Genomic DNA, 24,035 nt, shown 5'->3' with positions numbered 1-24,035 from the left:
CCTGTTTGCATACTGCAAACAGGTTGTTTAAAACTTAACGAGGTTCTACAATTAATTTTATTGCTGTACGCTCTTCGCCATCAATCATAATATCTGTAAACGCTGGGATACAAATCAGGTCCAAACCACTAGGCGCTACAAATCCTCTTGCGATTGCTACTGCCTTTACCGCTTGGTTCAATGCACCTGCACCAATAGCTTGAATTTCTGCTGTTCCGCGTTCGCGAATAACACCTGCAAGTGCACCAGCTACAGAATTAGGGACCGACGTTGCTTTAACTTTTAATATTTCCATTCCGCGTTTCCTCCTCGTTTCTTTAAAAAGTATTAGCAATTATTTCACTTTAACTTATATTCACGAGGAATGGCGCGTATTCCTGCTAAATTTTCGTAATTTTTCTAAAAAATTAAAATATAATAACTTATCTAAAATTTAACGGGAATTTACTCAAAAAATGGTTGATCGTCATTAATTAAAATACGTTCAATTTTCTTTGCTTTTCCTGTATTTGGATCCACATCAATTAACACTGCACTTAATTGCGTTCTACCATTTGTTACTTCAAATCGTACTGGTAAGTTTGTTAAAAACTTCTTCAATACTGCTTCTCTATCCATACCTAATATTCCATCATACGGCCCTGTCATTCCAACATCTGTAATGTATGCCGTTCCGCTTGGTAAAATACGGTTATCTGCTGTAGGGACATGCGTATGCGTACCTACTACTGCTGTAGCACGTCCATCTACATACCAACCTAGCGCTTGTTTTTCACTTGTAGTTTCCGCATGGAAGTCAACAAAGATAATATTCGTACGTTTTTTCGCAATATTAATTAATTCATCCACTTTACGGAATGGACAATCAATCGGAGGAAGGAAAGTACGTCCTTGTAAGTTAATAACTGCAACTTCTGTTCCATTACAGTTCACAAAGATAAGTCCTTTTCCTGGAGTTCCTTCTGGGAAGTTAGCTGGTCTTGCAAGATATTTTGCATCATCGATGAATTCAAATACTTCACGATTATCCCAAGCGTGGTTTCCAAGTGTAACTGCTTGCGCCCCACATTCTAAAAAATTTCGATATATTTTTTCTGTAATCCCACGGCCACCTGCTGCGTTTTCTCCATTAATGATTGTTACTGTAGGTGTATATTTTTTCTTTAATGCCGGTACGTATTGTTGAATCATACCTCTACCAGGAGATCCTACTACATCCCCAACAAATAATATTCTCATATGTCTTACCCTTTCTATGTACTGCATTTTTTATTGCTATAGCATCAAGTAAATTCCTTATAATATGTTTATTATAAGTTTGTTTCACTTTTATACTATATAACTAACTGTCTTTATTTTATCCAATTCCAACACAAAAAAATAAAGTGGTGTTTCACCACTTTATTTTGCGTATTCCACTGCACGTGTTTCACGAATAACAGTTACTTTAATATGTCCTGGGTAATCCAGTTCATTTTCAATACGTTTTCGGATATCACGAGCTAAACGATGAGCTTCTAAGTCATCGATTGTATCTGGTTTTACCAAAATACGAACTTCACGTCCTGCTTGAATTGCAAATGACTTTTCAACGCCTTCATAAGACTCTGAAATCTCTTCTAACTTTTCAAGACGACGAATATAGTTTTCAAGTGTTTCACTACGAGCTCCCGGTCTTGCAGCTGATAAAGCATCTGCTGCTGCAACTAAAACTGCAATGATAGAAGTTGGTTCTGTGTCACCATGGTGAGATGCGATACTGTTTATAACTACAGGATGCTCTTTATATTTCGTTGCAAGTTCAACACCAATTTCAACGTGGCTTCCTTCTACTTCATGGTCAATCGCTTTTCCGATATCATGTAATAGACCTGCACGTCTTGCTAGTTTTTCATCCTCGCCAAGCTCTGCCGCCATAAGTCCAGTTAAATATGCAACTTCCATAGAGTGTTTTAAGACGTTTTGACCATAACTTGTACGGTATTTTAAACGACCTAAAATTTTAATTAAATCTGGATGTAATCCATGAACACCCACTTCAAACGTTGTTTGCTCTCCGACTTCGCGAATATACTCGTCCACTTCACGTCTTGATTTTTCGACCATCTCTTCAATACGCGCTGGGTGAATACGTCCGTCCTGTACTAGTTTATCAAGAGCGATACGAGCTGTTTCACGACGAATTGGGTCGAATCCAGAAAGGATTACTGCCTCTGGTGTATCATCGATAATTAAGTCAATACCCGTTAACGTTTCTAACGTACGAATATTACGACCTTCACGCCCGATAATACGTCCCTTCATTTCGTCATTTGGAAGATTTACAACCGAAACGGTTGTTTCAGCAACATGATCAGCTGCACATCTTTGCATTGCAAGAGATAAAATCTCTTTTGCTTTCTTATCCGCTTCTTCTTTCGCGCGAACTTCACTCTCTTTTACCATAACAGCGATTTCATGAGAAACTTCACTTTCTACTTTACCAAGAATAATTGCTTTCGCTTGTTCGCGTGTCAGATTGGAAATGCGCTCTAATTCTGTTTGTTGCTTTTGAACTAACTCTCCCACTTTGCTTTCCAACTCTTCAATCTGTTGTTGTCTCGCTACAAGAGATTCCTCTTTCTTCTCTAACTGTTGCTCGCGTTTATCGAGCGTTTCGTCTTTACGATCAAGGTTCTCTTCTTTTTGCATTAAACGATTTTCTTGTTTTTGTAATTCGCTTCTACGGTCACGAATTTCTAATTCAGCTTCTGTACGAAGTGTATGAATTTCATCCTTTGCTTCTAAAAGCGCTTCTTTCTTAAGTGCTTCAGCATCACGATTCGCTTCGTCTAAAATACGTCTCGCTTCATTAGCCGCACCATTAATCTTCGCTTCAGCAATAGACTTTCGAACAAAAAAGCCAACAACTGCACCGACTGTTGCAAGCAAAATGGAGATGAGTATCCAAACTGTACTCGTCATGATTTCACCTCCCCTTGCTATGAATGAAAAAAGACTGTCGGCATGTACATTGAATTACAACATACAGCAAAGACCGTCGTCCCGCTTTTTTAAGGGACTTTCTTCATTTCACAATTAAAATGTCATATTATTATTTCGGTAAGATTTAAACCTTACTCCGAATATTACTTCTCTTCTTGAGAAGAGTATATTGTATATAAGAAAAAATATACATTCTCATTGTATCTATCGTAATTTTCATTGTCAAGCGTTGTCTACTTTTACTTTCTTTGCCTTCAGCCTTGAATGTGACTTAAATTTTAAAAGTAAGGAGCCTACTATACTGGAAAACCTTAGTAATTCCCATTTCTTTTACTTAAAATATTTATATATCCCTCTTTACACAACGCATTTGAAGTAAAAAAATATTTTTTATCTATAGTATTATGCTCCTTAATAGTAGATAAAAAAATAAAAGACACGAGGCCGTGTCTTTTATTTTTTTAATCAAGAAGAGTTGAATCTTCTGCGCCCTCAGCACCAGAATCTTCACTAATTCCGTGATGCTCACGAATAAAGAAAGCAATTTCTTCTCTTAAATCTGTATTTTCTTTTAAGAACTGCTTCGAATTTTCACGACCTTGTCCTAGGCGTTCTTCATTATAAGAATACCAAGCACCGCTCTTTTGAACGATATCAAGCTCAGAAGCCATATCCAAGATTTCACCTTCTCTTGAAATACCTTCTCCGTACATAATATCAACTTCAGCAACACGGAATGGTGGTGCTACTTTATTTTTCACTACTTTTACTTTTGTTTTATTACCAACGATGTCGTTACCTTGCTTTAATTGCTCCGCACGACGCACTTCAAGACGAACAGTTGAATAGAATTTCAACGCACGACCACCTGGAGTTGTTTCTGGGTTTCCGAACATAACCCCAACTTTTTCACGAATTTGGTTAATAAAGATTGCAATTGTTTTTGATTTGTTGATTGCTCCTGAAAGCTTACGAAGTGCTTGTGACATTAAACGTGCTTGTAAACCTACGTGTGAGTCACCCATGTCGCCTTCAATCTCTGCTTTCGGTACAAGAGCTGCTACAGAGTCAATTACGATAATGTCAACCGCACCACTTCGTACAAGTGCTTCCGCGATTTCTAATCCTTGCTCCCCTGTATCAGGCTGTGATAATAGTAATTCATCTATGTTAACGCCTAATTTTTGTGCATATACAGGATCCATTGCGTGCTCCGCATCGATGAATGCTGCTTGTCCACCTTGACGTTGTACTTCTGCAATTGCATGTAATGAAACTGTCGTTTTACCTGAACTTTCAGGTCCGTAAATTTCGATAATACGGCCACGTGGATATCCGCCTACCCCTAGTGCCACATCAAGTGCTAAAGAACCACTAGAAACCGTAGAAACTCTACGCTCCGCTTGTTCTCCTAATTTCATAATTGAACCTTTACCGAATTGCTTCTCTATTTGTTTTAACGCCATATCTAACGCTGCTTGACGATCACTCATTCAAAATTCCTCCTTAACTGAATTGCTAATCTTATTATACCTATTTTCAATTCAATTTGCCAACAAAAATCGAACATTTATTCGATTTTTTTATTTTCTATCAAATAATATCTAAATTTAACCGTAAAAAAAACTAGAAGAAACTTATATCTCTTCTAGCTTTTTATATAAATGATAAAATCCATATTTTGCTGTTCGTTCTCTAATTTGTTGACGACTTCCGCTTAAATTAAGAGAAAAGACTACAGTTGGTTCATCCTTAATCGAAAGCCCAACAAATACTGTTCCTGGTTCTTTCTGTTCTGAAGCATCTGGCCCTGCTACCCCAGTGAAACTAATTCCAATATCCGCTTTTAGTACATCCTTAACATTTTCAGCAAGATAACGAGCACATTCTTTACTAACTGCACCATCAGTATGCAACACTTCTTCAGGCACACGTAAAACATATTGCTTCACATCATTATGATAACAAATGACACCGCCTTTAAACACAGAAGAAACACCAGCGTTTTCAGTTACTTGATTTCCAAAAAGACCACCTGTTAAACTTTCTGCACACGCTAAAGTTAACCCTTTTCTCTTCAATAACTCGATTGCCTTATAATGCAAAAATTCTTGGTCATATCCGTAGAAAAATTCTCCTACTCTTTCTAAAATCAAATCTTCCACATGTTGAATTAGTTTCTCCGCTTCGCTAACATTTTGATGCTTAGCGGTTAAACGTAATGTCACTTCTCCATCATTTGCTAACGGGGCAATTGTTGGGTTTGTTTGTCCATCAATTAAATCTTGAACTTTCACCTCTAATTGGGACTCCCCAATGCCGAAGAAACGAAGCACACGAGAATAAATGTTTTCTCCTGTTGTAAAATTACGTAAAAAAGGCTCTACGTAACTTACATACATTGGTTTCATTTCTTTTGGCGGCCCTGGTAATAAAATATAAACTTTTCCGTTCTTATTTACCCCCATACCCGGCGCCATACCGTGGTCATTTGCAAATACTGTTGCTCCATTTAAAACGAGCGCTTGCTTTTTATTATTCTCCGTAAATTCACGGCCTGTACGCTTAAAGTAATTACTTATTAAGGCTAATGCCTTTTCATCATACACAAGCTCTTCATCTAAACTAGCAGCTATCGTTTCTTTCGTTAAATCATCTTTTGTCGGTCCTAATCCGCCTGTAAAAATAAGTATATCAGCACGTTCTTCCGCAGCTTCAATCGCCTTTTGCAATCGCTTATTATTATCACCAACAACAGTATGATAGTACACGTTAATTCCGATTGAAGCTAACTTTTCAGATAAAAACTGGGCATTTGTATTTGCAATTTGTCCAAGTAATAATTCAGTTCCAACCGCAATAATCTCAGCATTCATCCCAATTCCCCCATAAACTTCTATTTTGAGTTTACAAAAGCAGCTCTATTTTTCCAGAAATAATCCCATCCTGAAATAACAGTAAAGATTAATGCAATCCATATGAAGATATCCGCAACTGGAATATGGATTAAATTTAAAGGTACATCGTGTAATAAATATGCTGCAATCGCAATAATTTGTGTCCATGTCTTAATTTTTCCTAGCTGGTTTGCTGCAACTACTTCCCCTGTTCCAGCAAGTACAAGACGTAAACCAGTTACCGCAAACTCACGACTGATAATTACAATAACAATCCAAGCCGGTACATATTGCATCTCTACCAATGTAATAAGTGCTGCCGAAACAAGTAATTTATCAGCTAACGGGTCAAGAAACTTCCCTAAATTCGTTACAAGATTATATTTTCTTGCGTAATGTCCATCAATCCAATCTGTAGCTGAAGCAATGATAAAGATAAGTGCCCCCACTAAATGTTGAATCGGTAAATCAACATCACCAATTTTGTATGAACCCCAATCAAAGGGTGCTAACATAATTACCATAAAAATTGGAATTAAGAAGATTCTAGATATTGTAATTTTATTTGGTAAATTCACAGCTATTCCTCCATCATATCAAAAACATTTGTTCATCGAAAAAAAGTCATCGAAGCGATGACTGTTATTGTGCAGGTTGCTCTATCCCTTGGTTTTTTATCACCAATCTTTGGTGAAGTTCTTTTTCTGGATCCAATGGATAAGCGACCACTTGGCCATTCAGTTTAACTTCAACATTCGTTGCATTTCCAATATTAAGTCGCACTTCTTTTAATGTTGATACATCACGTTTTTCTATTTGGCCCTCTTGTACTGTAGCGTTTAGAATCACATTCCCAGCATCATCTTTAACATCTACATAACTCGCACCTTTACCCGATAATTCCAGTTCTAATGTTTTATTATTATGAATTTCCAAAGTAGATACCTTTCCAGTTGTTCCAACTACTTTCACTTCTTGCTGTCCAGTTGGTTGTGCTGGTTGCTCCTCTTTCTTTGGTTCTTCTTTCTTTGGTTCCTCTTTTTTTGGCTCTTCCGCTTTCACTTCATCTTTCTTCGTATCTAACGGAGAATCTTTCGCTTTTTGAACTTCAATTTTCTCACTTTGAGCACTCGGAACTTTTTCATCATCTTTTCCAGTTAACGCTTGAAACACAAACCAGATTACCACTCCAACTGCGATTACTAACAGCGCAACTAAGATTTTCGGCATGTGATCTGCAATTGGCCATGATGAAGATTTTTGCATTGTTTCTTGTGTTTTTTGTCCCGTTGATACTTGTGGAACTTCACGCTTTTCAGATTGTGGTATCGTACTCTGATGTTCTACGAGCAGTTCCTCTCCATTTAATCCAACCGCATCTGCGTATTGTTTAATGAATGCACGCGCATAAAAAGCTCCTGGCAATACATCATAATTGCCTTCTTCAATTGCCACTAAATGGCGTTTTTGAATTTTTGTAATCTCATGCAGCTGATCAATAGACAAGCCTTTCGCTTCTCTTGCTTCTTTCAGCTTTTGTCCCAATTCCGTCACTACTAACACCTCAATATTTCTTTAAAAGTCAAACATAGAGAAATTATTTTGCGTACCTTGCTCAATTTCATCTACTAAATTATATTGAATTTCTTCATCATAATCGTTACGCAACTCGATAATATAATCAAAATCATCCAATGTGTATTCTGACTGACTCACAAATACATCAGGATGTTCCACAACTTTCGTTGCAGGCAATCTCATAATTTCACGAACGAGCTGCCAATGTCTTTCGTTAGCACGCTTCGTTGACACAATTCCATCTAGGATGAAAATATTGTCATCGCTATACTCATCTTCAATTAATTGACTACGAACAGTTTGCTTAATAAGAGTAGATGATACAAATAACCACCTTTTATTTGCACAAACACTTGCAGCAACAATGGATTCTGTTTTTCCGACACGAGGCATTCCGCGTATCCCAATTAGTTTATGGCCTTCTTTTTTCATAATTTCTGCCATAAAGTCTACAAGTAAGCCTAATTCATCACGCACAAATCGAAATGTTTTCTTATCATCCGCATCTCGTTGTATGTACCTACCATGTCTAACCGCTAGCTTATCTCTTAGCTTGGGCGGACGATATTTCGTTACCGTTATGTTATCCATCGTATTTAAAATTGATTCAAGTCTAGAGATTTGCTCTTGATTATCACACATAAGAAGTAACCCACGTCGTGCATTATCTACACCATTAATTGTGACAATATTAATGCCGAGCATACCGATTAACGAAGAAACGTCACCAAGCAAGCCAGGTCGGTTTTTATGTATTTCATATTCAAAATACCATTCAATCATCCAAGATCACTCCCCTTGCTTACTTTACACCTACGTACTATATTATATGATTTCACCTTAATAGGGAAGCTAAATGTATAATCTACCCTGTGTAATTATTATACAAAAAAAGTAGAGAGGAGAATCTCCTCTCTACTTTTACTTATGTTGTACGAACTTAACCATTAAATTTGCAATTGTATGTTGCTCCTGTTCATCAGCAACTTTCCAAAGCTCAGCTAATAATTTCTCTTGGTCATTGCGTCCTTCTACCTCATTAGCAAGATAGTCGCCAACACGAAACGCCATATCTGATACCGCACCGCCATCTAAACCTTTGTCTTGCGCTTGCTCTAAACGTTCTCCTAAAAAGCTCTTCCACTGATCAAAATTATCTAATACTGACATAATTAAGCACCTCACTATTGAGTAATAAAATCATCCTTAATTTGTGCAACTATTCATTTTTTATGTAAGAATTTTTTAGCAGTGCCAACCGCCATTCACTCCGATAATTTGTCCAGTTATGTAAGACGCTCCTGGTGATACGAGGAATGAAACTGTTTTCGCTACTTCTTCTGGTAATCCTATTCTACCTAATGGTATATCTTCAGCAATTCCCATTTTATCTTCTTCAGAAAAAACACTTAACATTTCCGTTTCAATTGCTCCTGGTGCTACTGCATTCACACGTAATCCACTTAAAGAAACTTCTTTCGCTAAAGCTTTCACATATGAATTTTGTGCCCCTTTTACCATTGAATAAAGCACTTCACAAGAAGCCCCTATTTGTCCCCATATAGATGAAACAATTACAATATTACCACTTCTTCTCCCGATCATAGGCGGAAGTGCCATAGAAAGTAATTTATATACGTTCTTCACTTGAAGTTCTACCATATAATCCAATTCATCGTTTGTTACATCTGTTACTAGTCCAAAAATACTCTTCCCAGCTGCGTATACAATAACATCAATAGGATGTTCAATTTGTCCCCACAATTGCTCTGCTCCATCACTAGAAGCTAAATTCGCTTGAACAGGGATAACTTCTCCCCATGCCTTCTGCAATTCCAATACCTTTTCTTCACTGTTATTGTAATGAACATAAACTGTATATCCATCTTGAATTAATTGTTTCGAAATAGCAGAGCCAATTCCTCCGCTCCCTCCAGTTACTAACGCATACTTTTTCATAAAGTCCCTCTCTTATCTCTACAAGTTCAATTTTCACATAACTAAATAATACCCTCATCTTACAATTTTTCAATGATAAGATGAGGGTATCTTTTTAATTTTATTTTTTCGGTAACACCTGACAAATACTCATTTTGTCTTCTGATAACAATAATTTCGCTACTTCTTGTAAGTCTTGAACGGTTAGTCCTTCTAATACAGTCAATGCGTCAAATAGGCTAGATTCATTAAACGCGTATCGTGTAAATTGATTTGCAATATATTCTGGTGAATTCAACGAGCGTAAAAAACCACCAATTTTCTTTTTCTTCACTCGTTCTAATGCCGCCGCATCTAATTGATCATAATCTGTTTTTAATAAAATATCTTTTAAACGATTTGCCAATTCATCAGGTTGTTTCGTATCACCGCCAACCATTGCAAAACCGAAGTTATTTTCTTCTGTATAGTCATACGAGAATGAATCATCAATAAGCCCTTCATTATATAAAGTTTCGTAATGAACAGAACTTTTCCCAAATAAATAATCTAAGAGTAACGTAAGCGCAATTTCTTGTTTTAAAAGCGCTTGCCCCTTTTCCTTTAAATTAGTCGCTTTAATACCAACTAAACATTTCGGTGTTTGCACAGGCATTGAAATAATTTTTTTCTTTTCATTTACCTCATTTGGTTCTTCTTCAAATGAACGCACAATTTCTGGCTGGTTTTTATAATCTTTTTTCGCTTGATTTTCACGTACTAAATCCATTGTTTTCTCTGGATCAATTGCACCCACAACAAATAATAACATATTGCTCGGATGATAAAATGTTTCATAACATTCATACAATAAATCTTTCGTAATTTTACTAATAGATTCGATTGTCCCTGCAATATCAATTTTAATTGGGTGTTTTACAAACAAGCTATCAATTAACCCGAAGTACAAACGCCAATCTGGGTTATCTTGATACATTTGAATTTCTTGCCCAATTATCCCCTTCTCTTTTTCAACCGTTTTTTCAGAGAAATAAGGCTCTTGCACGAAGTTTAGCAATGTATTTAAATTTTGTTCTACGTTTGAAGTACATGAAAAAAGGTAAGCTGTTCGTGTAAAGGATGTAAAAGCATTTGCCGATGCTCCTTGTTTACTAAACAATTGGAAAGCATCGTGATCTTCTTTTTCAAATAATTTATGCTCAAGAAAATGTGCAATTCCATCAGGCACACGAATCATTTCTTCTTTCCCTAATGGTACAAATGTATTATCTACAGAACCATATTTCGTCGTAAACGTCGCAAATGTTTTATTAAATCCTTGTTTCGGTAAAACATATACATCTAATCCATTAGGAAGTTTTTCATAATAGAGTGTTTCTTTTAATTGCTCATAAACAATTTTCTCCATTTACTCTCCCTCCGTTCCTTGTAAAAAGTAAATTGTGTCTAGTTCAATATTTTTAGCAACTTTTACAATTTCTTCTTTCGTCACACTTTCTATACCTGTAAGCCATTCTTCAACTGGACGTGTACGATCTGAAATAATACCATGATATAGCATTTCTACAAAGCCACGTGGTGTATCAATTGCCTCTAATATTTGATTTTGGATGACACTTTTTGTTTGATGTATTTCTTCTTCAGAAAACTCTCCGTTTTGCATCGCAAGCATTTGTTCTTTAATAATCTCAACTGCTTTTTCATAATTTTTCGCTTCGATTCCTGACATAACAAATAATAAACCTTTATGACTTTCAAAGCGCGATGCTGCATAGTACGCTAAACTATTTTTTTCACGCACATTTACGAATAACTTCGAATGAGAAAAGCCACCAAACAATCCATTGAACAATTGCAATGCAAAATAATCTTCATCTTTATATGTGACAAATGTACGATAACCGATGTGTAATTTACTTTGTTTTAATTCTTGTTTTTCAACAACTTCTTTTTCTTCATTATTTCGTCTATGAAGGAGTACATTTCTTTCTCTCACTGGACGAGTTGAAATAGAAAAATACTTACTTACAAGATCAACGGCGTTTTCTGAAATATCACCAATAATATATAGATCCATTTCATCTTCCGCTAACACCTTTTGATAATATTGATACAAACTTTCATTTGTAATAGACATAACACTCTCTTTTTTTCCATTTGCACTTAAACGATACGGTTCTACTTTGCACATTTCTTCAATTAAACGCTCGTTTGCATAACGCATTTTATCATCATAAGTAGCTTCAATTCTCTGTAACAGTGCTCTTTTTTCACTTTCTACGATAGAAGATAGGAAACCGTTCCCCTCCGTTGCTGGATGTAACACAATATCTGACAACATAGAAAGCGCTTTTTCAAATAACGGTGGTGCATCATGTAAATAAACTTCATTTGCAATGTCTACATAAATGGAGATAATATGGTCTTCCCCTTTTTTACTTACATCTACCGCTAAAGAAGATCCGTATAATTCTTCTAAATATTGACGAAGACGAATTACAGAAGGTAATTTTTCTGTCGCACTTTGCAATACGTATGGCAATAGGGCACGCTCTGTCACCGTCTCCTCATTTAAAGGCGCTTTAAAACGAAATACAAAGGTATTCGTTTTATATTTATCAGTCGGAATAATATGTACGCGCAAACCACCTAACTCATGTAGTTGTTGTTCCATTAGTTTCATTTATAGCCCTCCTTTACGTATATAGGAATATTCCTCTTCAATATACAGTTTTTAGAAATAAAAAATCAACTTTTCTCCCTTATTATGCTTACATATGATTCTTTCTAAAAACTTTAATATGTAAGGAACATAGTAAAATTCCGTATTAAATATATTCTATGTAAAAAAGCCCACACTAATGTGCGAGCTTTTTTATACTTATAAAATACTTATCGTTTTCCTTTTTCATAAGGAGTTCCTAAAGCTTTCGGAGCTTCAGAACGACCTACAAAACCGACAAGCGCTAATATTGTGAATATATATGGTAATATCGTTAATAAAACACTTGGAATTTGATCTAATACAGGGATTGTTCCGCCCGTTACACTTAGAGATTGCGCAAAACCAAAGAATAGAGCTGCACCTAGTGCGCCTAGTGGATTCCACTTTCCAAAAATCATAGCAGCTAAAGCTAAGAAACCTTGTCCTGTAATAGTTGCCCCTGAGAAGTTATTAGAAATTGACATTGCAAAAATCGCTCCACCAATTCCAGCAAACACTCCTGAAATACAGACTCCAATATAGCGCATTTTATATACGTTAATCCCCATCGTATCCGCTGCCATTGGGTGTTCACCAACAGCACGTAGACGAAGACCGAACGGTGTTTTATAAATAACATACCAAACAACGAATGCTAAAATAATGGCAATATATGACGTTATTGGTACGTTCGAGAAAAATATTTTCCCTAAAACCGGAATATCCGAAAGGCCTGGAATATCAATCTTTTCAATACGATACTGAATAAAGTCAGTCTGCCCTTTATCAAAAATCTTCTTAATTGCAAATACTGTTAAACCAAGAGATAAGAAGTTAATGGCTACACCACTTACAACTTGATCTGCTCGGAATGTAATAGAAGCTACCGCATGAAGTAATGCAAATAATCCACTACCAATTGCCGCAAATAGTAACGCAATCCACGGAGTCATCGTTCCCCAAGTATCACCCATTAATAAGTTTGTAACGACTCCAATAAATGCACCAAATAGCATTAGTCCTTCTAATCCGATGTTTACAACACCCGATCGTTCACTAAATACACCACCTAGTGCTGTGAAAATGATAGGTGCCGATGTATATAACGTACCCGTCACAAGAATGGCTAATATATCTAAAAAGCTCATTTATTTCCCCTCCTTGCTCATGCGTGTAAGCGCCCATCTTAACACATAACTACATGCAACAAAGAAGATGATACATGCAATAATTACATTAATAAGCTCTGACGGTACATCTGCCTCAAAGTTCATTTGAGGGGAAGCACTTTTCAAACCACCAAATAATAAAGCTGAAAGGATTATACCAAACGGATTATTCCCTCCAAGTAATGCTACGGCAATCCCATCAAATCCTACTCCTGTAAACGAAGACATCGCTGTCATACTCTGGAATGTCCCTAATCCTTCCATCGCTCCACCAATCCCCGCAAATGCACCAGCAATTGTCATGGAGAATACTACATTACGAGAAACTTTCATACCTGCATATTGAGAAGCATGCTGATTAAATCCTACTGACTTTAATTCGTAACCTAAAGTTGTTCGATCTAATAAGAACCACATTAAAATAGCGATTAAAATTGCTACAATAATTCCCCAGTGTAGACGTGAACCATCAGTAATAGAAGCAAGCCAGTCTGAAGATAGTGACGCACTCTCTTTAATATCATACGTTTTGTCATTACCCGCATGTAAGAAACGCTTAATGATGTCATACGTTACATACAAAGCGATATAGTTCATCATAATAGTTACAATAACTTCATTCACTTGAAACTTCCCTTTTAAATATCCCGGAATGAAGCCCCAAATTCCGCCCACCAATGCTGCAAATAAAATAGATAATGGAATATGAAGGAAAGCTGGTAGTGAGACTGCATAACCGAACCAAACCGCTGCAAGCCAACCAACTAACAATTGACCCTCTACCCCGATATTAAATAAACCTGTACGAAATGCAAACGCCACCGATAAGCCAGCAAGAATAAGCGGTATCATTGTACGAAGCGTTTCACCAATCGCACTTGCGCTGCCGAACATTCCTGTCCAAAGTGCACTATAACCAACAATTGGATCATAGCCACTAACTAGCATTACAATCGCTCCTACAAGTAAGCCGAAAATAACGGATAGTACTGGGACTAAAATATTTATCGTTCGTTCTGTTAAAAGCTTTTTAGCCATTTGTACCCACCTGCTCCTTCTTTGTTCCTCCAGCCATTAACAATCCAAGCTGTTGTTCATTCGTTTCTTTCGCATCAACTATTGCTACAATTTCCCCTTCATAAATAACAGCAATTCGATCGCTAACATTTAAGATTTCATCTAATTCTAATGATAAAAGTAATACACCTTTTCCTTTATCCCTTTGCTCTATTAATCTCTTATGAATAAATTCAATTGCTCCTACATCTAAACCACGTGTTGGCTGTGCCGCAATTAATAAATCTGGATTTCGGTCTACTTCACGTGCAATAATTGCTTTTTGTTGATTCCCCCCAGATAGAGCGCGTGCTAACGTTTGCTCACTAGGTGTACGCACATCAAACTGTTCAATAAGAGCCTTTGCTTTTTCTGTAATTTTGCTGAAATTTAAAATCCCTTTCTTTGAAAATGGATTTTTATAATACGTTTGCAGAACTATATTATCTCTAACAGAAAAATCAAGAACGAGTCCGTGTTTATGACGATCTTCTGGAATATGACCAATTCCTTCTTCTGTTATTCTTCTAACAGGCCAATTTGTTATTTCTTTTCCTTTAATTGCAATAGAACCTGACTCAACTTTTCGTAAACCAGTAATTGCTTCTATTAATTCACTTTGTCCGTTTCCATCAATCCCTGCAATCCCAACAATTTCCCCCGCACGAACAGTTAAGTCAAGGCCTTTTACAGCAGGTAGTTGACGTGCATCGTGAACAACAAGGTTTGCAATTGAAAGTACCTCTTCTTTTGGCTTCGCGTCTATTTTTTCTGTTTTAAAATTCACTTGACGTCCGACCATTAATTCTGCAAGTTTATTTTCATCCGTATTTGCAACGTCAACCGTTCCAATCCCTTTTCCTTTACGAATAATCGTACAACGATCGCAAACTTCCATAATTTCTTTCAACTTATGTGTAATAAGAACAATAGATTTTCCTTCTTGCACAAGCTTTTTCATAATTTGAATTAGCTCATGAATTTCTTGCGGTGTTAACACAGCTGTTGGTTCATCAAATATTAAAATTTCTGCACCGCGGTAAAGAGTTTTCAAAATCTCAACACGCTGCTGCATACCAACTGAAATATCCTGTATTTTCGCATATGGATCTACAGATAAACCGTATTGTTCAGACAGTTTTTGAATTTCTTTAGCAGCTTCCTCAACAGCAATTTTCCCTTTTTTCTTCGGTTCATTTCCGAGAATAATATTCTCTGTAACTGTAAAATTATGAACAAGCATAAAGTGTTGATGGACCATTCCAATACCAAGGTCATTTGCTATATTCGGATTTGTGATTTTTACAGGTTTACCTTTAATTTTAATTTCACCCTGCTCTGGTTGGTACAAACCAAATAGTACATTCATCAATGTGGATTTCCCTGCACCATTTTCTCCAAGTAAAGCATGTATCTCACCCTGCTTTACTTGCAGCGTAATATCATCATTCGCTACAATGCCTGGGAATACTTTCGTAATGTTATTCATCTCAATTACGTATTCCATTGTGTTCCTCCTTTTAACAGGGAACATTCCCTATTACACTATTAACTTATTAAGCAATTCGGAAGTTTTATACATACAAAGGTTAGTTCTATGAACTAACCTTTGCTATTTCTCTATTTATTTTTTTAGAGAAGCTTCATATTCTTTATACTCTTTATCTGTAGCTGGCACTTTAATTTCACCGGCTGTAATTTTCTTTTCAAGCTCTTCTACTTTTGTTAAAATTTCAGGGTTAACTTTTTTCACGTTATCAGTTGTTTTTGAAATACCAATACCGTCATCTTTTAAGCCAAACTCTTCAATTTTCCCGCCTTTTAAATTCCCATCTTTTGCTTCTTTAGCTACTTTTTCTACTGCTACATCAACACGTTTAATCATTGAAGTTAATGTTACATTTTCAGGCATACCTTCTTGATGTTGGTCACGGTCAACACCGATTACCCAAACATTTTCACCTTTTTTCTTACGGTTTTTCGCTTCTGTGAACACACCGTTACCTGTACCACCAGCAGCATGATAAATTACGTCTACGCCTTGACCATACATTGCTGAAGCAAGAACTGTACCTTTTTCAGGCTTATCGAATGCTTCTGCATATTCAGATACGATTTCAATGTTTGGATTTACTGCCTTTGCACCAGCTTTAAATCCATTTTCAAATTTACTAATTAAATCACTTTTCATTCCACCAACAAATCCTACTTTATTCGATTTTGTTGACATAGCTGCTACCGCACCTACAAGGAATGATCCTTCATGATCTTTAAACGTAATGCTCGTTACGTTCGGTGCATCTACAACAGTATCTACGATTGCAAATTGTTGTTTTGAAGATTCTTTTGCTACTTCTTTAATTGCACCTTCTAATTTATAACCAATTCCGAATGTTAAATCATATTTATCTTTTGAGAATTTTTTTAAATTCGGAATATAATCAGCTTCTTTTTCAGACTGAAGGTAACGATAATTTGTCTTTTCTTTTAAACCATTATCTTTACCAAACTTTTGTAACCCTTCCCAAGAAGATTGGTTAAATGACTTATCATCAACGCCCCCAACATCCGTTACGAGACCAACCTTGAAGTCTTTATTGTCTTTCGTGTCTTTCTTGTCACTGCTCGCCTTATCCGAGTTACCACATGCACCTAAAACTGTACTTGCTGCTAAAGTTAATGATAATAAAAGGCCTGCTTTTTTCTTCATACTAGAAACCCCTCCAAAAATGATATATATTTATTTATTCTTACGCTGCTGTTCCTTACTTCTTGCTGTCACCTCCCTAAAAAGGAATTTACCTACATACGCTTTCTTAATACGTGGAAGCTAAATTTATCAGCTCTAAAGTAATTGATAGAATATAAGATTGGCTCATCATTTTGATCATAGTGCATTTGTTTTAATACAAGCAGTGCTGTTTCAGGCTCACATTCTAAAATTGGTGAGATTTTAGGGTGATAGCCAATTGGCTCAATGTGAGCAACCGCATATGTTATGCGCTTATGCGTGTTATTATGTATCACCGTTAATAATGATTCCTCATTGTAACCCGATAAGTCTGGCAATATTTCTTTTGCAAGTTTATCGATACAATACACAACAGGTTCCCCATCTGCTGTACGCACGCGTTCAATCATCACTGCATTAAAACCATCTTCACTATTAAACTTCTCTTTTTCCTCTTCTGTTAAAGTTGTAGTAGATGATGATAAAAAGATTGTTCCTGGTGTTTTCCCCACACTAGAAATCATATCTGTAATACTAGAAAGTTGTTCTATTCCAGAAGAAAATAATGGCTTTGCATTTACAAATGTCCCTACACCATGTCTACGAATGACAACATTTTCTTCTTCTAAAATACGCAACGCTTCCCTTAAAGTCGCTCTACTTACGCCAAGTTCTTTCGCTAAATCAAACTCTGATGGTAACTTTTGTCGTTCTTTATAAGCGCCATCTTTAATTTTTTCTTTGATGTGATCAATCACCCGTAGATATAGGTGACGACTATCAGATTTTACTGACATAAGACTCCCCCGCATTTCAATTATTCGACCTCTGATGTAAGACTTCTTTTCTCTTTTTTCAACTTACAACATAGTACAAATGACTAAACACCAAAATAAGTGTAATTGTCGAATAAATAATAATAATTTTTTAAAATAAAATTTTCACTCTTTATTGCATAAAAAAAACTTTGCACCATAAACATTCCTCATTTCGAGAAAAAGTTCGGCACAAAGATCCTTTACATCCTTTGTTACACACTTTTCCCCTCATAGTCTAGCAATTCATGGTTGCCAGGTAGAAACTTATGGACCTTATCTCCAAGATTATATGAGGCAGTGATTCTTTTCGAAGTAATCTTACCACTTGCTCTCATACGTGTCAACAAAATCTAACATTTTTCTGCATTAAATATCGAACATTTACATAAAACATACTCAAAGTATTCGTATTCTAAAGGGCACCCCTAAATGTAAGCCCTTTCTTTATCGCTGAGTATAGTATATAACAAAAACACTATATAAAAAAGCCTAATTGTAAAAACAATTAGGCTTTTTTTAAGAACTTTTTTCTTGTACATCATTAATGAGTACTTCTCTCGGTTTACTCCCTTCATACGGACCTACTACACCATTCATTTCCATTGCATCAATTAGGCGAGCAGCTCGCGTATAACCTACTCTAAACCTACGTTGTAACATAGAAACAGATGCTGTTTGCATTTCCACTACAAGTTGAACCGCTTCATCATATAATTCATCTTCTACTTCCTGCTTCGTATCAGGAACATCTTGCGGAATCATATCTTCTTGATATTGTGCTTTTTGCTGTCCAATAACATATTCTACGACTCTCTCAACTTCATCATCTGATAAAAATGCGCCTTGTACACGTACAGGTTTCGATGCACCAATTGGTATAAACAGCATGTCTCCACGACCTAGTAGCTTCTCTGCACCACCACCGTCAAGAATTGTACGAGAATCTGTTTGAGAAGATACAGCGAATGCAATACGTGATGGAATATTTGCTTTAATAACACCCGTAATAACGTCAACTGACGGACGTTGCGTTGCAATAATTAAATGAATACCAGCAGCACGAGCCATTTGCGCTAGACGCATAATCGCATCCTCTACATCAGACGAAGCAACCATCATTAAATCTGCTAACTCGTCCACAATTACTACAATATAAGGTAATTCGGGTTGTTTCGCTTCTGATTGACTATTATGCTCTTTTATATAATCGTTGTATCCTTCAATGTTACGTGTACCACTATGAGCAAACAATTCATAACGACGTTCCATTTCACTCACAACTTTTTTCAATGCTTGCGATGCTTTTTTCGGATCAGTTACAACTGGCGTTAACAAATGAGGCACACCGTTATATACATTTAGCTCTACCATTTTCGGGTCAATCATCATTAATTTTACTTCATGTGGTTTTGCACGCATTAAAATACTAACAATAATACCGTTAATACATACACTTTTCCCGCTACCTGTCGCACCAGCTACGAGTAAATGAGGCATTTTATTTAGACGGGCTAATACAGCTTCACCTGTAATATCTCGGCCAAGACCAATTAACAACTTCTCTTCCGGATGATTATTAGCCTTAGAGTCAAGAACTTCCCTCAGCGTTACCATCGAAACTTCTGAGTTTGGAACTTCGATCCCTACAGCTGATTTCCCGGGAATTGGCGCTTCAATACGAATGTCCTTTGCAGCTAAAGCAAGGGCTAAATCATCACTTAAACTGACAATTTTGCTTACCTTTACCCCCATATCAGGATACACTTCATATTTTGTAACTGCAGGACCTCTATGCACTTTTGTTACTTTCGCTTTCACTCCGAAACTTTGGAATGTACGTTCTAATTTACGAGCATTCTCATAAATTTCCGCATTTTCATTTGTAACTTGCTTATTCTTTGGAAATTTTAATATATCAAGTGAAGGAAGCTTGTAATCTTTATTTTCTACATTTGAAAATTGCATAGGAGGTGCTTGCGCTTCACTCTCTAACGATTCAACAATTTTTTCTCCACGCTTTTTCTTTGGTTCTTCAATTGGCGGAGTCTCTTCAATAAACGGTGAAGTGATCAACTCTTCTTGCTCTACTTCGATTCGTTTATCCTCTTCTTCATTTACAGGATAATTCTCAGTGAAATTCGAAATAATCGGAGGATCAATTGAGATTTCTTCCATCGGCTCAATAATTTCTTCTTGTTCTGCAGCACGTTTGCTTCTTGTGCTTCTTGTTGTTTTTTTCTTTTCTGTTTGTTCAGCCGTTCTTTTGGCTCTCCAATCTTTATAATCCCCTTGCATCACTTGAAACTGACTTCTAAGAATTCTACCAACTGGAGCTAACACTTCTCCAATATGCTTATTTGTTATACAAAGTATACCGAGAATAACTAGAATAATACCAATGATATAAGCTCCTACTTCGTCAAATAAGAAGTAACATGTTGCGAACATAAGCGCACCAAACATACCACCACCTAAATGAACGCTATCTGGCCCCTTTTTCATTTCAAGAAAGAAGTTATCTTTCGTACTCACAATAACAGAAGTATTTTGCACTGCTCCATCTTTTGTAAGAAGGTTAAATAATGTAATATGACTAAACATTAATATCGCCAATACAATTAAATAAAATCCAATTAATCGTTTATTTAAAAGGTTCGGCCATCCGCGTTTTATAACAAAGGAAACCGATAAAGCTATTACACCTAACACACCAATTATGTACCACTCACCAAAGAAGAAGCGAAAAAATAACACAAACGATTTCCCTACAACGCCTAGCTGTAAAATCGTAATGATTGAAAGTGCAAAAAGAGTTAAACCGACGATTTCATAATACAAAGTTGGCTTTATCGTACGTCTTGCCTTTGCCTTCGTCCCTCTTTGCTTTTGTTTTGCCATTTCTTCACCTCGTGTTCTACATATAAGTAAAGCTCCCTTCAAAACGCTCTATTTATATGTCTGTTTTCTCTATTTTTCTGGTCTTTATATCTTCTATTTTTACACTTCTTGTAAAATGCTAAATAAACAGAAGAAAGCAGCCTACTCATGGCTGCTCAACCGTCTTGTTTTTTATATTATACCATAGCTTCTAAACAAAATCCTTCTTTTTGCTAAAAGGTTATTTTCTGACCGGGCTCAAACTCTAAATAGTGAAGTGGGTCCGTACTTAGCACACGTACAATAGAATAACATCCATGTTCCTCTTCAGAAACCATTAATTCCACACCATTTATATTTACAACTTTTTGACTTTCACATTGTGAATAATCGACCGGATACACAAGTTGCTCTGGCATAATTGTATATAAAATCATTGTAGCATTGTCCCTTCTGTACTATCTTCCGCACGAACATCTATTAATTCGTTTAATTTTCGAATCGCATTTCCAATACCGCCGACATCATCTATAAGACCGTACTTTACTGCATCCCCACCAATTACATTCGTCCCAATATCTCGCGTTAAATTTCCTTTCGCAAACATAAGCTCTTTAAAACGATCTTCTGTTACTTTCGAGTGCTTCGTCACAAAACGAATGACTCTTTCTTGCATCTTATCCAAATACTCAAATGTTTGTGGCACACCTATGACAAGACCTGTTAAACGAATTGGATGAATTGTCATCGTCGCAGTTTCCGCAATAAACGAATAGTCAGTAGAAACAGCAATCGGTACACCGATGGAATGTCCCCCACCTAAAACTAGAGATACTGTTGGTTTTGAAAGTGAAGCTACCATTTCAGAAATTGCTAGCCCAGCTTCAACGTCACCTCCAACTGTATTTAATATTAAAAGCAAACCTTCAATTTTCGGATTTTGTTCAATCGCAACAATTTGCGGAATGATATGCTCATATTTTGTTGTTTTATTTTGCGGTGGTAATTGAACATGACCTTCCACTTGTCCGATAATCGTTAAACAATGAATACGTGATTCATTCATCTGTGGTACATTTGTCTGTCCAAGCTGTTGAATTTTTTCAACTATTGAAGCCTCTTTTCCAGCTTCTTTTGGCTCAGCTTCTTTTTCTTCATTTGTATATCGATCACGTTCTGTCATTTCGCATCCCCTTTCACTCGTATATAACTATTATTTCTTAAGTTATAAATTTCATTCGATAGGGTTAAAAAGAAAAAAGATCACCCATAAGGGTGATCTTTTTATACTTCCATAATAATCGGTAAAATCATAGGTTTTCTCTTTGTCTCTTCGTACAAGAACTGTCCTAATAATTCACGAATATTTTGTTTTAACATTGACCATTCAATTGAATATTCTTTAATTGACTGCTCAACAATCATACGTACAATCTCTGTAGATCGTTCAATTAACGCTTCTGATTCACGAACATATACGAAACCACGTGAAATGATTTCTGGGCCAGAGATAATTTTCTTTTCATCTTTACCAAGCGTTACAACAACTACTAGTATTCCATCTTGAGATAACATCTTTCTATCTCGAAGAACGATATTACCAACGTCACCTACACCTAATCCATCAATTAAAACATTACCAGCTTGTACTTTACCGACTAAGTTTGCTTCATCGTCACCAAAAGCAATTACATCGCCTTTTTCTACGATAAAGATATTTTCTCTTGTAATACCTACATCTTCAGCTAAATATGCATGTGCTTTTTGCATACGGAACTCACCATGTACGGGTACAAAGTACTTTGGTTTCATTAAATTTAACATTAATTTTAATTCTTCTTGGCTACCGTGACCTGACACGTGAACTTTTCGTTCGCCGTAATAAACAACTTCAGCTCCAGCTCTAAATAACAAATCAATAATTTTTGATACAGATATTTCATTACCCGGAATTGGCGAAGCAGCAATGATAACAGTATCACCTTTACGAATTGAAATTTGCTTATGCGCTTGTTTTGCCATTCTAGATAGAGCAGCCATCGGTTCACCTTGACTACCTGTCGTTAAAATAGCTACCTTTTTCTCTGGGAAGTTGTCTACTTCTTGTAATGAAATAACCATACCTTCTGGAACATCTAAATAACCAAGACGTCTTGCAATGTCTACTACTTTCACCATACTACGTCCTACTACTGCTACTTTTCGCCCTGTTTCAGCAGCTGCATCAAATACTTGTTGAATACGATGTACATTCGATGCAAATGAAGCAACGATAATGCGACCTTCTGCGCCGTAGAACACTTTAGAGATTTCTACACCAACTTCTTTTTCTGAACCTGTATAGCCTGGGCGCTCTGCGTTTGTACTATCAGATAATAAGCAAAGTACGCCTTCATTTCCGATTTGTGCCATTTTACCAAGGTCTGCTCCACTATTTCCAATTGGAGTTTGATCGAATTTAAAGTCTCCCGTATATACGACTGCACCTTTTGATGTATGGAAACAAACGCCAACAGAATCCGGAATACTATGTGTCGTTCCGAAGAATGACACCGTTGTAGTGTTAAATTCTACTGTTGAATTTGAATCGATTGTTTTTAGGTCTACACGGCCTAACATGCCCGCTTCACCAAGTTTTTCTTGTATAAGTCCTACTGTTAATTTCGTTGCATAGACTGGAATAGATAATTTACGAAGTACATACACAATTCCACCAATATGATCTTCATGACCGTGAGTAATAAATAAACCTTTTACTCGCTCTTGATTTTCCACTAAATATGTAATATCAGGAATAACGATATCAATTCCAAACATTTCATCCCCCGGGAACATTAACCCTGCATCTACGATAAAGATTTCAGAATCAATTTCAACACAGTACATGTTTTTCCCGATTTCACCTACTCCACCAAGAGCAAATACTTTAACAGACTCATTCTCTTTTCTCTTCATGTTGTTGCCTGGTTTAAAAATCTTGCAAACACTGATTTCACTAAAATTGCAGAGACACCAGGGGAAACTCTACAACCACCATATTTTCACCGTCCAAGACGAATGTCCTTACCGTTATGCGATATCATGTCCTTGTTTATTTTTTAAACCAGGTTTCACCTCTCTTTCATTATATAAATCAAATATCTTATTCGATATGATATGAAAATTTAATTAAATTATAATTTTTCCCAATTTTGCTAAGCATACCCGTACTAAGCTACTTAGCCATATTATACCTGATACAAGAAATAGAACACAAGTTAAATCGTGCGAAAGAAAGAGGAA

General features: G+C 36.3%; 21 protein-coding genes and 1 riboswitch. All 21 genes read right to left on the bottom strand.

The genetic code is table 11. The annotated features are described in order from the left end of the window. Positions 1 to 34: 34 nt before the first annotated feature. The 21 genes from spoVS to IQ781_RS24465 all read right to left on the bottom strand — a co-directional run bounded on the left by spoVS (position 35) and on the right by IQ781_RS24465 (position 23,708). Positions 35 to 295 (bottom strand): stage V sporulation protein SpoVS, encoded by a 261-nt coding sequence (spoVS, locus tag IQ781_RS24565; RefSeq protein WP_000404341.1) that lies wholly within the window; start codon positions 293 to 295, stop codon positions 35 to 37. A gap of 149 nt (positions 296 to 444) precedes the next feature. After that, positions 445 to 1,239, bottom strand: coding sequence for a TIGR00282 family metallophosphoesterase (locus IQ781_RS24560; protein ID WP_001221095.1), 795 nt, complete (start codon positions 1,237 to 1,239; stop codon positions 445 to 447). Positions 1,240 to 1,401: 162 nt separating this feature from the next. Further along, positions 1,402 to 2,964, bottom strand: coding sequence for a ribonuclease Y (gene rny / locus IQ781_RS24555; RefSeq protein ID WP_000204911.1), 1,563 nt, complete (start codon positions 2,962 to 2,964; stop codon positions 1,402 to 1,404). Positions 2,965 to 3,446: 482 nt separating this feature from the next. Next, a complete protein-coding gene (recA, locus tag IQ781_RS24550) occupies positions 3,447 to 4,478 on the bottom strand; it encodes a recombinase RecA (protein WP_001283860.1) in 1,032 nt (343 codons plus the stop codon). Positions 4,479 to 4,622: 144 nt separating this feature from the next. Beyond that, positions 4,623 to 5,861, bottom strand: coding sequence for a competence/damage-inducible protein A (locus tag IQ781_RS24545; RefSeq protein ID WP_000990691.1), 1,239 nt, complete (start codon positions 5,859 to 5,861; stop codon positions 4,623 to 4,625). A gap of 20 nt (positions 5,862 to 5,881) precedes the next feature. Beyond that, entirely contained in the window at positions 5,882 to 6,460 is a 579-nt protein-coding gene (gene pgsA / locus IQ781_RS24540) for a CDP-diacylglycerol--glycerol-3-phosphate 3-phosphatidyltransferase (protein WP_001052967.1), read from the bottom strand. 64 nt (positions 6,461 to 6,524) lie between these two features. Continuing rightward, positions 6,525 to 7,436 (bottom strand): helix-turn-helix domain-containing protein, encoded by a 912-nt coding sequence (locus tag IQ781_RS24535; RefSeq protein ID WP_000137461.1) that lies wholly within the window; start codon positions 7,434 to 7,436, stop codon positions 6,525 to 6,527. A 21-nt stretch (positions 7,437 to 7,457) separates the two neighbouring features. After that, a complete protein-coding gene (locus IQ781_RS24530; protein ID WP_000574107.1) occupies positions 7,458 to 8,243 on the bottom strand; it encodes a DUF3388 domain-containing protein in 786 nt (261 codons plus the stop codon). Positions 8,244 to 8,381: 138 nt separating this feature from the next. After that, positions 8,382 to 8,630 (bottom strand): DUF3243 domain-containing protein, encoded by a 249-nt coding sequence (locus IQ781_RS24525; RefSeq protein ID WP_000114450.1) that lies wholly within the window; start codon positions 8,628 to 8,630, stop codon positions 8,382 to 8,384. 75 nt (positions 8,631 to 8,705) lie between these two features. Then, the gene (gene ymfI / locus IQ781_RS24520; RefSeq protein ID WP_000759604.1) at positions 8,706 to 9,419 is read right to left on the bottom strand and encodes an elongation factor P 5-aminopentanone reductase; all 714 of its coding nucleotides are present in this window, start codon (positions 9,417 to 9,419) and stop codon (positions 8,706 to 8,708) included. 100 nt (positions 9,420 to 9,519) lie between these two features. Next, positions 9,520 to 10,806, bottom strand: coding sequence for an EF-P 5-aminopentanol modification-associated protein YfmH (gene yfmH / locus IQ781_RS24515; RefSeq protein ID WP_000411976.1), 1,287 nt, complete (start codon positions 10,804 to 10,806; stop codon positions 9,520 to 9,522). After that, complete coding sequence (yfmF, locus tag IQ781_RS24510; RefSeq protein WP_000772418.1) at positions 10,807 to 12,081, bottom strand: EF-P 5-aminopentanol modification-associated protein YfmF; 1,275 nt, start codon at positions 12,079 to 12,081, stop codon at positions 10,807 to 10,809. A 209-nt stretch (positions 12,082 to 12,290) separates the two neighbouring features. Continuing rightward, positions 12,291 to 13,250, bottom strand: a complete 960-nt coding sequence (locus IQ781_RS24505; RefSeq protein ID WP_000008856.1) for an ABC transporter permease — start codon at positions 13,248 to 13,250, stop codon at positions 12,291 to 12,293. Then, positions 13,251 to 14,309: an ABC transporter permease gene (locus IQ781_RS24500; RefSeq protein WP_001085254.1), complete on the bottom strand. Its 1,059-nt coding sequence runs from the start codon at positions 14,307 to 14,309 to the stop codon at positions 13,251 to 13,253. After that, positions 14,302 to 15,834, bottom strand: a complete 1,533-nt coding sequence (locus tag IQ781_RS24495; RefSeq protein WP_000456914.1) for an ABC transporter ATP-binding protein — start codon at positions 15,832 to 15,834, stop codon at positions 14,302 to 14,304. Before IQ781_RS24495 ends, IQ781_RS24500 begins: the two co-directional genes overlap by 8 nt. A 117-nt stretch (positions 15,835 to 15,951) precedes the next feature. Beyond that, positions 15,952 to 17,037 carry a BMP family lipoprotein gene (locus IQ781_RS24490; RefSeq protein ID WP_000725771.1) on the bottom strand — a complete coding sequence of 362 codons (1,086 nt, stop codon included), beginning with the start codon at positions 17,035 to 17,037 and terminating at the stop codon, positions 15,952 to 15,954. A gap of 92 nt (positions 17,038 to 17,129) precedes the next feature. Then, positions 17,130 to 17,855 carry a GntR family transcriptional regulator gene (locus IQ781_RS24485; RefSeq protein ID WP_000114182.1) on the bottom strand — a complete coding sequence of 242 codons (726 nt, stop codon included), beginning with the start codon at positions 17,853 to 17,855 and terminating at the stop codon, positions 17,130 to 17,132. A gap of 232 nt (positions 17,856 to 18,087) precedes the next feature. Then, positions 18,088 to 18,189: riboswitch (purine riboswitch) on the bottom strand. 203 nt (positions 18,190 to 18,392) lie between these two features. Next, positions 18,393 to 20,774 (bottom strand): DNA translocase FtsK, encoded by a 2,382-nt coding sequence (locus IQ781_RS24480; protein ID WP_001118782.1) that lies wholly within the window; start codon positions 20,772 to 20,774, stop codon positions 18,393 to 18,395. 212 nt (positions 20,775 to 20,986) lie between these two features. Then, positions 20,987 to 21,190 carry a YlzJ-like family protein gene (locus IQ781_RS24475; RefSeq protein ID WP_000605036.1) on the bottom strand — a complete coding sequence of 68 codons (204 nt, stop codon included), beginning with the start codon at positions 21,188 to 21,190 and terminating at the stop codon, positions 20,987 to 20,989. After that, positions 21,187 to 21,936, bottom strand: a complete 750-nt coding sequence (tepA, locus tag IQ781_RS24470; RefSeq protein WP_000139806.1) for a translocation-enhancing protein TepA — start codon at positions 21,934 to 21,936, stop codon at positions 21,187 to 21,189. Before tepA ends, IQ781_RS24475 begins: the two co-directional genes overlap by 4 nt. 101 nt (positions 21,937 to 22,037) lie before the next feature. Further along, positions 22,038 to 23,708, bottom strand: coding sequence for a ribonuclease J (locus tag IQ781_RS24465; protein ID WP_000823096.1), 1,671 nt, complete (start codon positions 23,706 to 23,708; stop codon positions 22,038 to 22,040). Between the last annotated feature and the right edge of the window lie 327 nt (positions 23,709 to 24,035).

Source organism: Bacillus sp. N447-1, from assembly GCF_022701035.1.
Classification (GTDB): Bacteria; Bacillota; Bacilli; order Bacillales; family Bacillaceae_G; genus Bacillus_A; species Bacillus_A cereus.
The sequence above is the reverse complement of the archived record's forward strand: the minus strand, read 5'-3'. Positions and strand labels throughout refer to the sequence as shown.

Bases quoted from the DNA above. Each gene is read 5' to 3' on its own strand.
- spoVS (WP_000404341.1), bottom strand. From the start codon at position 295: ATGGAAATATTAAAAGTTAAAGCAACGTCGGTCCCTAATTCTGTAGCT.
- IQ781_RS24560 (WP_001221095.1), bottom strand. From the start codon at position 1,239: ATGAGAATATTATTTGTTGGGGATGTAGTAGGATCTCCTGGTAGAGGT.
- rny (WP_000204911.1), bottom strand. From the start codon at position 2,964: ATGACGAGTACAGTTTGGATACTCATCTCCATTTTGCTTGCAACAGTC.
- recA (WP_001283860.1), bottom strand. From the start codon at position 4,478: ATGAGTGATCGTCAAGCAGCGTTAGATATGGCGTTAAAACAAATAGAG.
- IQ781_RS24545 (WP_000990691.1), bottom strand. From the start codon at position 5,861: ATGAATGCTGAGATTATTGCGGTTGGAACTGAATTATTACTTGGACAA.
- IQ781_RS24530 (WP_000574107.1), bottom strand. From the start codon at position 8,243: ATGATTGAATGGTATTTTGAATATGAAATACATAAAAACCGACCTGGC.
- IQ781_RS24525 (WP_000114450.1), bottom strand. From the start codon at position 8,630: ATGTCAGTATTAGATAATTTTGATCAGTGGAAGAGCTTTTTAGGAGAA.
- ymfI (WP_000759604.1), bottom strand. From the start codon at position 9,419: ATGAAAAAGTATGCGTTAGTAACTGGAGGGAGCGGAGGAATTGGCTCT.
- yfmH (WP_000411976.1), bottom strand. From the start codon at position 10,806: ATGGAGAAAATTGTTTATGAGCAATTAAAAGAAACACTCTATTATGAA.
- yfmF (WP_000772418.1), bottom strand. From the start codon at position 12,081: ATGAAACTAATGGAACAACAACTACATGAGTTAGGTGGTTTGCGCGTA.
- IQ781_RS24505 (WP_000008856.1), bottom strand. From the start codon at position 13,250: ATGAGCTTTTTAGATATATTAGCCATTCTTGTGACGGGTACGTTATAT.
- IQ781_RS24500 (WP_001085254.1), bottom strand. From the start codon at position 14,309: ATGGCTAAAAAGCTTTTAACAGAACGAACGATAAATATTTTAGTCCCA.
- IQ781_RS24495 (WP_000456914.1), bottom strand. From the start codon at position 15,834: ATGGAATACGTAATTGAGATGAATAACATTACGAAAGTATTCCCAGGC.
- IQ781_RS24490 (WP_000725771.1), bottom strand. From the start codon at position 17,037: ATGAAGAAAAAAGCAGGCCTTTTATTATCATTAACTTTAGCAGCAAGT.
- IQ781_RS24485 (WP_000114182.1), bottom strand. From the start codon at position 17,855: ATGTCAGTAAAATCTGATAGTCGTCACCTATATCTACGGGTGATTGAT.
- IQ781_RS24480 (WP_001118782.1), bottom strand. From the start codon at position 20,774: ATGGCAAAACAAAAGCAAAGAGGGACGAAGGCAAAGGCAAGACGTACG.
- IQ781_RS24475 (WP_000605036.1), bottom strand. From the start codon at position 21,190: ATGATTTTATATACAATTATGCCAGAGCAACTTGTGTATCCGGTCGAT.
- tepA (WP_000139806.1), bottom strand. From the start codon at position 21,936: ATGACAGAACGTGATCGATATACAAATGAAGAAAAAGAAGCTGAGCCA.
- IQ781_RS24465 (WP_000823096.1), bottom strand. From the start codon at position 23,708: ATGAAGAGAAAAGAGAATGAGTCTGTTAAAGTATTTGCTCTTGGTGGA.